Consider the following 13,790-nt stretch of genomic DNA (forward strand, 5'->3'; position numbering starts at 1 on the left):
CCTGAATTACTAATTCTACAAAATCAAGCCTTATATGGACCCATTTATGGAGAATAAGATAAATGCTTTTATGGAGGAAGTGAAGACCCGTAACGGTCATGAGCCCGAATTCATTCAAGCCGTTCAAGAGGTAGCTGAGACGGTAATCCCGTACATCGCTCAGAACGAAATTTACAACGGTAAAAACATCCTCCTGCGTATGGTGGAGCCCGAGCGATTGATTTCTTTCCGGGTGCCGTGGGTAGATGACCAAGGAGAGATCCACGTGAATCGTGGTTACCGAATTCAGATGAATTCAGCAATCGGTCCTTATAAAGGAGGGTTGCGTTTTCACCCGACCGTAAACGCAAGTGTCTTGAAGTTTTTAGCCTTTGAACAAGTCTTTAAGAACAGCTTGACTACCCTGCCTATGGGGGGAGGTAAAGGAGGTTCAGACTTCGACCCCAAAGGAAAATCAGACGATGAGGTGATGCGTTTTTGCCATGCCTTTATGAGTGAGCTGTGTCGTCACATTGGTCCCAATACGGATGTGCCTGCTGGTGATATCGGTGTTGGAGCACGTGAAATTGGGTTCCTTTTTGGAATGTACCGAAAGATGCGTAATGAGTTTACCGGTGTTTTAACCGGAAAAGGCTTGTCTTGGGGTGGATCAGAGATTCGTCCGGAAGCCACCGGTTACGGGACCGTTTATTTTGCTCAGAGCATGCTCAACCGAAGCGGAAGCGATTTCTCGGGCAAGAATGTTGTGATTTCAGGTTCAGGGAACGTAGCACAATTTGCTGCTGAAAAAGTATTGCAGCTTGGCGGTATGGTCTTGACCTTGTCCGATTCAGGAGGGTACATCTACGACCCAGACGGAATCGACAACGAAAAGCTCGCCTTTGTTATGGACCTCAAGAACAACCGAAGAGGTCGTATTTCTGAATATGCTGAAAAGTATCCTTCAGCTTCTTACAACGCAGGTCAGAAGCCCTGGGGTGTTGCTTGTGATGTGGCCTTACCATGTGCAACCCAAAACGAATTGGATGGAGAGCACGCTCAAGCCCTCGTTCAAAATGGCTGTATGGCCGTTGCAGAGGGAGCGAATATGCCTTCTACTCCAGAAGCTATTCACATTTTCCACGAGTCCAAAATTCTTTTTGCTCCCGGAAAAGCCTCCAATGCAGGTGGGGTAGCGACTTCAGGTCTCGAAATGTCGCAAAACTCTTTGCGCATTAGCTGGACCAGAGAAGAAGTAGATGAGCGTTTAAAGACCATCATGTCTGATATCCACGATTCTTGTATTAAGTACGGGATGGAAGAAGGTGGTTTCTGTAACTACGTTAAAGGAGCGAATATTGCCGGATTTGTCAAGGTGGCCGACGCCATGTTGGCACAAGGGGTGATTTAATTCCCTTTTAATAAAGAAAGAAGAGCGGTCCTTGGGCCGCTCTTTTCGTTTAGTCCTTTTACATTTGAATTGTGCAGGTCAAGACTAAGGCAATAGTTCTCTCTCAGGTCAAGTACGGAGAATCGAGCTTAATCGTTCGTTTGTTCACCGAATCAGATGGTCTAAAGAGTTATATGCTCAAGGGAGTTAGAGCTTCCAAACGGGGGCGCATCAAGCCGGCGCATTTCTTGCCCTTTAACTTGCTGGAAATCGAGGCAACTCACAAGAATAAAGGCACCCTGGAACACTTGAGAGAGGTTCGACTAAGCCAACAAAAACCAGCCTTGCACCAGGATATTGTTCGAAGCAGTTTGGTTCTGTTTTTAGCTGAAGTGGTGGGGCAAAGTGTTGTCGAAGATCAAGAAGATCAAGAGCTATTTGCCTTTTTGGAGGAAGCGATAAACCAACTGGAAAACACCCGAGAACTGCGGGTTTTTCATCTCTACTTTATCAAGGAACTGGGTCGTTATCTGGGTATTATGCCTGAAGTGGGGGAAGAAGTATTGCCCTATTTCGATTTGTTGGAAGGGCGATTCCTAGACCGACCGGGTCTTAACCCAATTGCGGAACCTCCTATTTCTTCTCAGTTTGCCCTGCTTTTAGGCATACATTTTGATGCACTTTCTAGGTGGAATATTAACAAGGTGGAGCGTACGGAATTACTGAAATGCCTACTACTCTATTTTGAATTACATTTGCACGGCTTTCAAAAACCCCGGTCTTTAGAGGTTTTGCAGGCCGTTTTTGATTAATGCCAGGGGAAGCTTGTAATAGAATGTCCAGACCTTACCATATTATCCTCTTTTTACTGCTCGCGCTCTCATTGAATGCGCAGCAGGTCATTGTGAAGGACCAGGACACCGGTAGCCCCCTTGCCAATGTCGCTGTGTACAACAGCGATAGGAGCCGTTCGACCTTAACGAACGAATCAGGAGTTGCTTATCTCGATATTTTTGAACGACGCGAAAAAATCACCTTCGATCACCCGCGCTACCAACAAGTGATTACGACCGTAGTCCGAGTGGTTAAAAGAGGGAGGCGCGTCTATATGGAGCGAAAACCCGAAGAGCTGGAGGAGGTGGTGATGTCAGTTTCTCGCTGGGAACAACAGCGCAAAGACGTGCCTCAAAAACTAGCCACTATAACAGCCCAGGGAATTGCTTTTAACCAACCCCAGACGGCTGCCGATGCACTCGCACAAAGCGGAAAAGTATTTGTTCAAAAAAGCCAACTGGGAGGGGGAAGTCCGATGATTCGTGGTTTTGCCACCAACCGCTTGCTCATTACCGTAGACGGGGTGCGTATGAACAATGCCATCTTCAGGGGAGGCAATCTACAAAACGTGATTTCTATCGATCCTTTTACCCTCCGCAACACCGAGGTGGTCTTTGGTCCCGGATCGGTGATATACGGGAGTGATGCTATTGGAGGGGTGATGAACTTTTTCACCAAAAACCCAAGGTTTTCCTATACCGATAGCCTTACGGTTTCTGGTCAGGTGGACTACCGGTTTTCGTCGGCAAGTGAGGAGCAAACCGCCCATGTTGAATTGAATTTGGGGCACCAGCACTGGGCGAGCTTGACGAGCTTTAGTCTCAATTCTTTCGGAGATCTTCGGATGGGGAAACACGGGCCTCAGGAATACCTTCGCCCTTTTCGGGTGGAGCGTATAGGCGGGGAAGATGTCCTTGTTCCTAACCAGGACAATCGCTTGCAGTCTCCAACGGCTTACACCCAGTACAACCTGCTTCAAAAAGTATTTTACAAACCCAACGCTTCGTGGAATTACGAATGGGGAATCCGCTATTCTACCACCACGGACTTTCCTCGTTACGACCGCTTGATCCGTCCTCAGGGGGAAGGCCTGCGATCGGCAGAGTGGTTTTACGGACCCCAACAGTGGTTGATGACCCACACCACCTTAACCCACAAGGCCAAGAACGCCTTTTACCGGGGATTAAAATTTACGGCAGCTTACCAGCAATTTGTGGAGAGTCGCAACAACCGAGATTTTGGGGAGACCCAACTTTTTGAAACCCGCGAAAAAGTCGACGCCCTCTCCTTGAACTTGGATTTAGAGCACAAGCGCTGGGAAAGATTAAGACTGTATTACGGCTTAAGCTATGTGTGGAATGGCGTGGCCTCTGAAGGGAATCAGCGCAATATAGACACCGGCGAACTTAGCGCTTCTCCTTCTCGATATCCGGATGGATCACAGTGGCAGTCTTTGGCGGGTTATATGAATGCGGAATTCAAATGGAAGCCCAATGTGACTGTTCTTGGAGGAATGCGCTACAGCCATGTATTGCTCAAAGCTCCTTTTGACGACCGGTTTTTTGACTTCCCATTTGAGGAAGCTCATGTCAATAGCGGGGCCTTTACGGCCAGTTTAGGCCTGAGTTGGTTGCCCCGAGCCGATTGGCAATTGACTTTGAATGGCTCAACGGGTTTTCGCGCTCCCAATGTGGATGATATCGGGAAGATTTTTGACTCCGAGCCCGGCGCGGTGGTGGTACCCAATCCCGATTTGGAATCGGAATACGCCTATAACCTTGATTTTGGTGTCCGAAAGAATATTAAAGACCGCTGGGTCCTGAGTGCTTCTGGGTTTTATACCTATTTGGTGGATGCCCTTGTTCGTCGAGATTTCACCTTCAACGGACAGTCCGAAATTCTTTTTCAAGGAGAGCTCAGTCGGGTACAAGCCATACAAAATGCGGCTAAGGCCTTTGTCTATGGTTTTGAATTTGGTTTAGAAGGCAATTGGGGCAAACACTGGCAGTGGCGTTCCAACCTGACCTATACCCGGGGGACCGAAGAGGACGATGACGGCATGGAGTCTGCTTCCCGCCACGCTGCTCCTCTTTTTGGAGATGTCCATTTGATCTGGAACAACGAGCGATTCAAAAGTGATTTTTTCGCGGTGTACAATGGAGCAATCACGAATGAGAACTTGGCACTTTCGGAACGCAGCAAATCCTTTCTCTATGCCTTGGACGCTCAAGGAAATCCTTACTCCCCTTCCTGGTACACCTTGAATTGGCGAAACCAATACCAGTTCCGTTCAGGATTGACTCTGAGTGTCGCTGCTGAGAATATCACCAACCAGCGTTACCGTCCTTATTCTTCCGGGATTGCCGGCCCAGGATTTAACCTGGTTGTGGGTGCTTCCTATCGCTTCTAAATAAAAAAACCGGCCTCAAGGGACCGGTTCTTCCAAGCGTTTATACTCTTTAACGGTTGTCGTCTGTGAACTCTTCTTTCACTTCCTCTACTGTTTTCTTCGCGTTTTTCGCTGTTTTATCAGCGGCATTTTTGACATCCTTTTTCAGGGTTTCGGCCTTTTTCAAGCTGCGTTCTTTGGCCGCATTAAGACTGTCCAGGGCTTCATCTCCTTTGGCTTTTAGGCTGTCAATGGCTGCTTCCCCATTCTCTTTGGCCTGATCAACCGCGAGTTCGCCAGCCTCTTTAAGGCTCTCTCCGGCCTCTTTCAGGTTTTCGCCTGCTTCCTTCACGGATTCACCCGCTTCTTTGGACTTTTCTTTGACTTCATCACAGGAGGTCAAGGGCACACACAAGGCCAGTACCAAGGCCGCTAAAATCATTTTTGTTTTCATAATTGATGGAATATGAAACTGTGTTTCGATACAAGTTAGTCATTCGAGTCAAAATTTATAATTTTGCCCTTCTTTATTTTGAATAACAGGTGAGTACGAAATTCAGGGAATACAAGCAGTTAGACCTTTCGGCGCGGGCCAAGGAAGTCTTGGACTATTGGAAATCAGAGTCGGTTTTTAAAGACAGTATCGCGCTACGAGAAGGCGGACCTTCATTTGTGTTTTACGAAGGGCCTCCTTCGGCCAATGGTCTGCCCGGAATTCACCACGTGATTTCGCGTACCATCAAGGATATTTATCCGCGCTACAAAACCATGAAGGGTTTCCAGGTCAATCGCAAAGCCGGTTGGGACACCCATGGACTCCCTGTAGAACTCGGAGTAGAAAAAGAACTCGGCATCACCAAAGAAGATATCGGCAAGAGCATCAGCATTGAAGAGTACAACGAAGCCTGTCGAAAAGCGGTCATGCGCTACACGGACATCTGGAAAGACCTGACCGAAAAAATGGGGTATTGGGTCGATATGGATGACCCTTACATCACCTACACCCCCAAGTACATGGAGTCGGTCTGGTGGTTGCTGAAGCAGATTTACGATAAGGGCCTTTTGTACAAAGGCTACACCATACAACCGTATTCTCCCAAGGCCGGTACGGGCTTGAGTTCGCATGAGCTGAATATGCCAGGAACCTACCAGGATGTGAGTGATACCACGGTAACGGCACAGTTCAAGGCGTTGCCGGAAACCTTGCCAGAGGCGCTGCAGCAACTTGAAGGAGAGGTTTTCTTTCTCGCTTGGACAACGACCCCTTGGACCTTGCCGTCCAACACCGCGCTTACGGTAGGTCCCAAGATTGATTATGTCGCTGTTCGCACCTACAATCAATACACCCACGACCCCCTGGTCGTTATTTTGGCAAAAGCCTCGTAGGGAAGCAATTTGCCGGTAAGTACACCGAAGCCGAGACACCAGAAGAACTCCAGGCTTACAAACAAGGCGACAAGAAGATTCCTTATCAGATAGTCGGGGAGTACAAAGGAACAGACCTGGTCGAAAGTCGCTATGAGCAGTTGATGCCCTACACCCAACCTTTTGAATCACCTCAGCATGCCTACCGAGTCATTGCTGGAGATTTTGTAACCACCGAGGACGGAACAGGAATCGTGCATACGGCGCCCACCTTTGGTGCGGATGATGCCTTGGTAGCAAAGCAGGCCAAGCCTCCAGTTCCTCCAATGCTGGTTTTGGATGAACAACAGAACAGTGCCATTGGTCGATTTACAAGGGAAGTTTAGACCAGAACTCAAAGAATTAGGAGGCAAATACGTCAAGAACGAATACTATGCCGACGGAGAAGCACCGGAACGTTCTGTGGATGTCGAGATCGCCATCCAGCTCAAGGAGCGCAACCGCGCCTTTAAAGTTGAAAAATACGTCCACAGTTACCCGAACTGCTGGCGTACGGACAAACCCATCCTGTATTACCCCTTGGATTCCTGGTTTATCCGTGTTACCGATGTTCGGGATCGCATGTATGAACTGAACCAAGAAATCAACTGGAAACCCGCTTCAACCGGGGAAGGACGATTTGGAAACTGGCTGCAAAACGCCAACGACTGGAACCTTTCTCGTTCCCGCTACTGGGGAATTCCTTTACCGATCTGGAGAACAGAAGACGGATCAGAAAGCCGCATCATCGGTTCGGTAGAAGAATTAAAGGCAGCCGCACAAGAGGCAGTAGACGCCGGCTTGATGCAGAAAAATCCTTTGGCTGGCTTCGTCCCAGGCGACATGAGCGAAGAGAACTACGCCCAAGTTGATTTGCATAAGAATATCGTCGATAAGATCACCTTGAAATCGTCCACGGGGCAACCCATGCACAGAGAGAGTGATCTGATTGATGTTTGGTTTGACAGTGGTTCCATGCCTTACGCCCAATGGCACTATCCGTTCGAGAACAAAGAATTCATCGACCAAGGTTCTACCTATCCGGCAGATTTTATCGCAGAAGGGGTGGATCAGACCCGTGGATGGTTCTATACCCTGCACGCCATCGGTACGTTGGTCTTTGATTCAGTGGCCTATAAAAACGTGGTTTCCAATGGACTCGTTCTGGATAAGGAAGGAAAAAAGATGTCCAAGAGACTGGGCAACGCTTTGGATCCATTCGAGACCCTCGATAAATATGGGCCGGATGCCACTCGCTGGTACATGATTTCGAATGCCAACCCTTGGGACAACCTCAAGCTGGATGTCGATGGGATTGATGAGGTGCGCAAGAAGTTCTTTGGCACCCTCTACAATACCTATTCGTTTTTTGCGCTGTACGCCAATATTGATGGCTTTTCAAGTAAAGAGGCTGCCATTCCACTGGAAGAAAGAAGCGAACTGGACCGCTGGATTCTCTCGGAACTGAACAGCTTGGTTCAACGTGTCGATGAGGCCTTCAACGACTTCGATGCGACCCGTGCCACACGTGCCATCTCTTACTTTGTGCAAGAGAACTTGAGCAACTGGTATGTGCGCCTGAGTCGCCGCCGTTTTTGGAAGGGGGATTACGGACAAGATAAAATCGCCGCTTACCAAACCCTGTTTTCTTGTTTAGAGACCGTTGCTCAGCTTGCAGCCCCTGTAGCTCCTTTTATCATGGACCGCTTATACCAGGATTTACAAGAGGGCATTGGAGGAGAAAGCGGAAAGAGTGTTCACCACTCTGATTTTCCGGTATCCGATACGGCTGCGGTAAACGAAAAACTGGAACACAAGATGCAGATGGCGCAAAAGGTCGTTTCTCTGGCACTGTCGATTCGTCAAAAAGAAAAGATCAAAGTGCGACAGCCTTTGCAAAAAATGATGATTCCGGTATTGAGCGATGCTCAACGTCAGGAATTGGAAGCAGTTCGCGAGTTGGTGCTTTCTGAAGTCAACGTAAAGGAGCTCGATTTAATCGACGATGCCTCTGGTATTTTGGTCAAGCAAATCAAACCAAATTTCAAAACCCTTGGCCCGAAATTTGGTAAGGATATGAAAGCGATCGCCCAGGCGGTTGCTGGTTTACAACAGGAGGATATCCGCAAAATCGAACAAGAGGGCGAAATTTCACTCGCTCTGGAAAATAAAACGATTATTTTACAGTTGACTGATGTGGATATCAGCTCACAAGATATCGAAGGATGGCTGGTTGCTTCGGCAGGACCGATTACCGTCGCCCTGGATATCCAAATCAACCGGCAGTTAAAAGAAGAAGGCATTGCCCGTGAAATGGTGAGCCGGATTCAAAACTTGAGAAAGGATGCCGGTTTCGAAGTGACCGACCGCATTGATCTCAAGATCCAAAAAGATGGAAAAATAGAAGAGGCTTTGATGCGCAACGTCCAATACGTGAAGTCAGAAACCTTAACCGAAGAACTAGATTTTGAAGATCAATTGGAAGAAGGAACTCCAGTTGAATTTGATGAAATCCAAACAAAATTGTTGATCGTAAAACGCTGAGTTATGGCTGAAGAAATGAAAGTACGCTACTCTGATAAGGACCTCGAAGAATTCAGAGCCCTCATAGAAACCAAGATTGAAAAAGCTCAGAAACACTTGGAATTGCTGAAGAGTTCATACATGAACGACGGCAACAACGGTACCGACGATACTTCCCCCACCTTTAAAGCTTTTGAGGAAGGATCCGAAACCATGAGCAAAGAGGCGAACACCCAATTGGCTATTCGTCAAGAAAAATTTATCCGCGATTTGAAGAACGCCTTGATGCGTATCGAAAATAAAACCTACGGAATTTGCCGTGTAACAGGGAAGCTCATTAATAAAGAGCGCCTTAAGCTGGTTCCTCATGCAACCTTGAGCATTGAGGCCAAGAACATGCAAAAATAGATCCCGTGCGGTGGCTGTGGATTTTTCTGCTCAGCTGCACCGGGTCTCTTTGGGCCCAAACTACTGTTCAAAAATCCATTAACTCCGAAGAGGAGTACTTCATTCAGATTCTTGCCGAACAGTGTTTTAAAGTAGAGGTGTACACCTCGGATGATCCCGTGCTGACCGTGGAGGCGGTCATGGATGGAGAATACCAGGATCAACTGCTTATTCCCATTGAGCAAAATGGGAGTACCCTGAGAATAAGCACCTCTTTTAACCCCCTGTTTAAGCACCCCAATGATAAATTGAGTGCCCATAAAGTTATTGCTATTGCCCTAAAAGTAGGCTTGCCGATCAACCAACGGGTGCAACTCCTGGGGACTTCAGCGGATGTCCTGGTCCGTGGGGATTACCGAGAACTGGATATTCAACTTTCTTCCGGAAAATGTTCCTTGGATATGGATTCGGGAACGATTGGAGTCAAGACCCAAAATGGCGATATCGTGCTTTTGAATAATCAGGGTACTGGCCAAGCGGAAAGCCGGTTTGGTCAGGTGATAGGAAGTCTAAACGAGGCCGGCGGTTGTAGGTATTCTCTGCAGTCTGTTGAGGGGAATATCTACCTGCAGAATATAAAAGAATAGTGCTATTTTAGAAGCCTTACAAAATCACCCCATGAAACGAAATCACGCCTTATTGATCATCCTTGGAGTGCTGTTGATTGACCAGTTCACCAAGATCTATGTGAAGACCCACTTTTTTTATGGAAGGGAGGGGGCCTACGAAGTGTTTTCGTGGTTTAAGATTTTCTTTATTGAGAATGAGGGGGCCGCTTGGGGAACCAAGATCAGCGATATACTCCCCATCTCTGACAAGGCCGGAAAACTCATTTTAACCCTGTTTCGTCTGGTAGCGATCGGGGGAATAGGCTATTGGTTAAAAGGCATTATCGAAAAACAAGCCCCTCGTATCCTTATTATTTCGGTGGCTTTGATTTTTGCCGGGGCCTTTGGAAACATCATTGACTCCTTGTTTTACGGTTTGATTTTCGATGATAGCTCCAGAGATCATGTAGCGTCTCTCTTCGCGGAGGATCCTTATGGTTCTCTTTTTTATGGGCGAGTTGTGGACATGCTGTACTTCCCTATGATCGATACCACTTGGCCCGATTGGGTGCCTTTTAAGGGTGGAGAACCGCTGCGCTTCTTTGAGCCGGTCTTTAACATTGCCGATATGGCTATCAGCTTCGGTGTCGGCCTTTTGTTGGTTTTCAATAAGAAGGCTTTCGCCAGCTTGGAATCGAGTAAGCAAGAAGAGGAAGAAGACTAGAGCTTCCCGGAAAAAGAATCAAATCCTTCGGGGTGAAGGCATCCGTCGAGTGGAATATCGTGTTCTTCTACCGCCCAAGTCGTTTTTTCAGCTTTAAAAAAAGAGAGTCCGATACGCAGACAATCTGGTCTGCAGGCATTTAAGAAGTCGTCGTAATAGCCTTTGCCGTATCCCAAACGGTTTCCTTCTGTATCATAGACCAATAGAGGAACAAAGACCAGATCTATTTTATCTGCTTGAACTTCGATTCCATCAACGGGCTCTGGGATACCCCAGCGATTCGGTACAAGACGGGTACTGTCTGTTAAGAGGTAGTGGGACAGGCTTCGCGGGGGTTCTACTTTGGGAATGACCACATGCTTATCACGGCCTTGAAGCAAGGTGAGTAAAGGGGCTGTATCGACTTCAGAAGAGCCTTCTTGGTTGAGGAAAATATGAAAATAGGAGAGCTGCCATACGTCCAATGCGAGTGCGTGATTGGCGACGGACATACTTTTTTCGGCGATTTCCTGCAGAGGAAGCGCAGCTCGCTTTTGACGATAGATCTCGCGAAGTTCGGATTTCAGCATGGTGGAGTGAGCGGCTTAGGACCGCTGAAAGGAATAAAATAGCTAAGACTTTCGTGAGCTTGCGGTGTAGACCTTGAAGATAACCATGGCCACGACGTAAAAGCTTAAAACGATTATATAATTTTCCATTTTCTTAACCCTGTCTTGTTCAAATATAGAAAAAAGTTGCTATTCACTCCATGAAATGCGCGATTTATCAGATTAAATGCACGTTTTTTGTTAAATATTTAACAGCAAAATGCTCTGACTTAAGAAAACATTAAGTTTCAGCACGTTATGAAATCTCCTCAACAGGAAGTAAATTAGAGCTCATATTCCAGCCCATGGGACTCCCCTTAGATGTACAAATTTCAAGCCTTCCGAGTGATCCGGGGGTCTATCAGTATTACGACAAAGAGTCCAAGTTACTTTACGTTGGAAAAGCGAAAAACCTCAAAAAAAGAGTCTCTTCTTACTTCACCAAGAATCAACATTCCGGAAAAACCCGGGTGATGATCTCTAAAATTGTCGAAATCCGACACATTGTGGTCACCACAGAGTCCGATGCCCTGCTACTCGAAAATAACCTGATCAAGGAACACCAGCCACGGTACAATGTCTTGCTGAGGGACGACAAAACCTATCCCTGGATCTGTTTAAAAAAAGAGCCTTTCCCACGGGTGTTTCCTACTCGCCGATTAATCAAGGACGGCTCGGAATACTACGGGCCCTACACCAGTATGAAAACGGTCCGAACACTTTTGGATCTGATCAAAAGCGTGTACCCCTTAAGGACCTGCAACTATGACCTCTCCGAAGAGAAGATTGCTCGAGGGAAGTACAAACGCTGTCTGGAATACCATCTGGGCAACTGTCTGGGGCCTTGTGAAGGCCTGCAGAGCGAGGAGGAATACGACCGGCAGATTGAAGATATTCGGCAAATCATCAAGGGCAACTTTGGTTCTTCCATACAGTTTCTCAAACAGCAGATGAAAAAGGCCGCAGAAGCGCTGGAGTTCGAACAGGCACAGCGACTCAAAGAAAGAGTCGATATCCTACAGAATTACCAGGCCCGCTCCACGGTGGTGAATCCCAAAATCAGTAATGTAGACGTCTTTAGTATTTTGACCGATGCTACCCACGCTTATATCAACTTTTTGCAACTGGCCCATGGGCTTATCGTTCGGTCTCATACCCTGGAGATTAAAAAGCAATTGGACGAAGACGAGTCTGAACTCTTGCGTTTGGCCATCGTCGAAATGAGGCAGCGATTTGGATCGGAATCCAAAGAACTCTATTTGCCTTATCCGGTCGATGTAGGGGAAGATCTCAAGATCAGCCTGCCCAAACTGGGCGATAAAAGGAAACTCCTGGACCTATCTCTGCGCAATGCCCAGCATTTCAGAATGGAAAAGTTCAAGCAGATGAAGATCGTCGATCCCGACCGGCATGTCAAGCGCTTGATGGGTCAGATGAAAGAAGACCTGCGTCTTTCGGTCGAACCTAGTCATATCGAGTGTTTCGATAACTCCAACATCCAAGGAACCAATCCGGTTGCGGCCTGCGTCGTTTTCCGCAACGGAAAGCCCTCCAAAAAGGAGTACCGCCATTTCAATATCAAAACCGTACTGGGACCGGATGACTTTGCTTCTATGGAGGAGGTTGTTTTTCGCCGCTACCGGCGATTGATTCAGGAAGGGGAGGAATTGCCTCAGTTGATTGTTATCGACGGCGGAAAAGGACAACTCTCCTCTGCGCTTAAAAGCTTAGATATACTGGGGTTAAGAGGTAAAATTGCCATTATTGGTATTGCGAAAAGACTGGAAGAGATTTACTTTCCAAACGACTCTATTCCACTTTATTTGGACAAAAAGTCCGAAACCCTCAAAATAATTCAGCAACTTCGTAATGAAGCGCACCGATTTGGAATCACCTTCCACCGGCAGAAGCGAAACAAGGCGACCATTGGAAGCACCTTGGAGCAGATTGATGGAGTAGGAAAGGTGACCGCAGAGGAATTGCTCAAAACCTTCCGATCGGTCAAGCGTGTCAAAGCGGCGAGTTTAGAAGAATTGGCCGAAATTATTGGAAAAAGCAAAGCCCAAAAAGTATATGACGGCCTGCACACCGAATAAAAATAAGGCCTTTTTCAACCGCCCATGGCGCGGGTACTTCCTCTTGTTTTATTTTTTGATTTTAAGCTTTTCGGGCTGGTCCCAAGACGATAGCCGACCCAAAGTCGGGCTGGTTCTCAGTGGAGGAGGAGCCAAGGGGCTGGCACACATCGGGGCCTTAAAGGTGATAGAGGAAGCAGGTATTGAGATCGACTATATAGGAGGAACCAGTATGGGAGCCATTGTCGGGGCACTTTACGCATCGGGCTATTCCGCTCAGCAACTGGACTCTATTTTTTACGCCCTGGACCTTACCGAGCTCATTCAGGATAAAGTACCCCGAGGCGCAAAAACCTTTTACGAAAAGGACGATGATGAACGCTACGCGCTGGGTTTGCCTTTTGATGGTTTTAAGGTCAGTTTCCCCCAGGCATTTTCCGGAGGACAAAACATTTACAACGAGCTTGTACGTCTTCTCTACCATGTCAAAGACGTACAGGATTTTAGCAAACTACCGATCCCCTTCTTGTGTATCGCGACCGATGTAGAGTCCGGAGAAGGAATCCTCTTGGATCAAGGCTATTTGCCAGAAGCCATTACCGCAAGCGGAACCTTTCCTTCCCTCTTTGAGCCCATGGAAATTGATGGGAGGGTCCTGATCGACGGAGGGGTGGTCAACAATTTTCCGGTAGATGAAATTCGGGCACTGGGGGCCGATATCATTATAGGAGTGGACGTCCAACACGGACTTTCTTCCAGGGACGAGCTCGGCTCAGCGACCGAAATTTTGCTGCAAATCAACAACTACCGCACCGTGCGGGACATGAAAGAAAAGAAGGATAAGGTTGATCTTTATATTCATCCCGAAATGGAGCTTATTCGGTAATTGA

At 47.4% G+C, this 13,790-nt stretch carries 10 protein-coding genes and 1 pseudogene; 9 read left to right on the forward strand and 2 right to left on the reverse strand.

Annotated elements, in window-relative coordinates:
• The first annotated feature begins 46 nt into the window (after positions 1-46).
• The 3 genes from gdhA (at position 47) to BST99_RS12165 (ending at position 4,613) form a co-directional block, all read left to right on the forward strand.
• Positions 47-1,390: an NADP-specific glutamate dehydrogenase gene (gdhA, locus tag BST99_RS12155; RefSeq protein WP_105002037.1), complete on the forward strand. Its 1,344-nt coding sequence runs from the start codon at positions 47-49 to the stop codon at positions 1,388-1,390.
• 71 nt (positions 1,391-1,461) lie between these two features.
• Positions 1,462-2,181 carry a DNA repair protein RecO gene (gene recO, locus BST99_RS12160; protein WP_105002038.1) on the forward strand — a complete coding sequence of 240 codons (720 nt, stop codon included), beginning with the start codon at positions 1,462-1,464 and terminating at the stop codon, positions 2,179-2,181.
• Between the two features lie 23 nt (positions 2,182-2,204).
• Positions 2,205-4,613, forward strand: coding sequence for a TonB-dependent receptor plug domain-containing protein (locus BST99_RS12165; RefSeq protein WP_105002039.1), 2,409 nt, complete (start codon positions 2,205-2,207; stop codon positions 4,611-4,613).
• Between the two features lie 49 nt (positions 4,614-4,662).
• On the opposite strand, the gene BST99_RS12170 is transcribed toward BST99_RS12165, so the two are convergent.
• Positions 4,663-5,046, reverse strand: coding sequence for a hypothetical protein (locus BST99_RS12170; protein ID WP_105002040.1), 384 nt, complete (start codon positions 5,044-5,046; stop codon positions 4,663-4,665).
• A gap of 89 nt (positions 5,047-5,135) precedes the next feature.
• On the opposite strand from BST99_RS12170, the pseudogene ileS reads away from it, so the two are divergent.
• The 4 genes and pseudogenes from ileS (at position 5,136) to BST99_RS12190 (ending at position 10,238) form a co-directional block, all read left to right on the forward strand.
• Positions 5,136-8,540 (forward strand): annotated as a pseudogene (ileS, locus tag BST99_RS12175) (isoleucine--tRNA ligase).
• A 3-nt stretch (positions 8,541-8,543) separates the two neighbouring features.
• On the forward strand, positions 8,544-8,927 hold the full coding sequence (locus tag BST99_RS12180) for a TraR/DksA family transcriptional regulator (protein WP_105002041.1): 384 nt from the start codon (positions 8,544-8,546) through the stop codon (positions 8,925-8,927).
• Between the two features lie 5 nt (positions 8,928-8,932).
• Positions 8,933-9,553, forward strand: a complete 621-nt coding sequence (locus BST99_RS12185) for a DUF4097 family beta strand repeat-containing protein (protein ID WP_105002042.1) — start codon at positions 8,933-8,935, stop codon at positions 9,551-9,553.
• Between the two features lie 31 nt (positions 9,554-9,584).
• Positions 9,585-10,238, forward strand: coding sequence for a lipoprotein signal peptidase (locus BST99_RS12190; RefSeq protein ID WP_105002043.1), 654 nt, complete (start codon positions 9,585-9,587; stop codon positions 10,236-10,238).
• Here the strand turns inward: BST99_RS12190 and BST99_RS12195 are convergent.
• Complete coding sequence (locus BST99_RS12195; protein ID WP_105002044.1) at positions 10,235-10,807, reverse strand: 5-formyltetrahydrofolate cyclo-ligase; 573 nt, start codon at positions 10,805-10,807, stop codon at positions 10,235-10,237. The genes BST99_RS12190 and BST99_RS12195 overlap by 4 nt on opposite strands.
• A 323-nt stretch (positions 10,808-11,130) precedes the next feature.
• Between BST99_RS12195 and uvrC the strand changes: the two genes are divergently transcribed.
• Together uvrC and BST99_RS15045 are read left to right on the forward strand one after the other, a co-directional pair.
• Complete coding sequence (gene uvrC / locus BST99_RS12200; protein WP_105002045.1) at positions 11,131-12,921, forward strand: excinuclease ABC subunit UvrC; 1,791 nt, start codon at positions 11,131-11,133, stop codon at positions 12,919-12,921.
• Entirely contained in the window at positions 12,899-13,786 is an 888-nt protein-coding gene (locus BST99_RS15045) for a patatin-like phospholipase family protein (protein ID WP_317046171.1), read from the forward strand. The genes uvrC and BST99_RS15045 overlap by 23 nt, the downstream gene beginning before the upstream one ends.
• Positions 13,787-13,790 lie beyond the last annotated feature (4 nt).

Origin of the sequence: Aureicoccus marinus, from assembly GCF_002954325.1 — a bacterium.
Taxonomy (GTDB): domain Bacteria; phylum Bacteroidota; class Bacteroidia; order Flavobacteriales; family Flavobacteriaceae; genus Aureicoccus; species Aureicoccus marinus.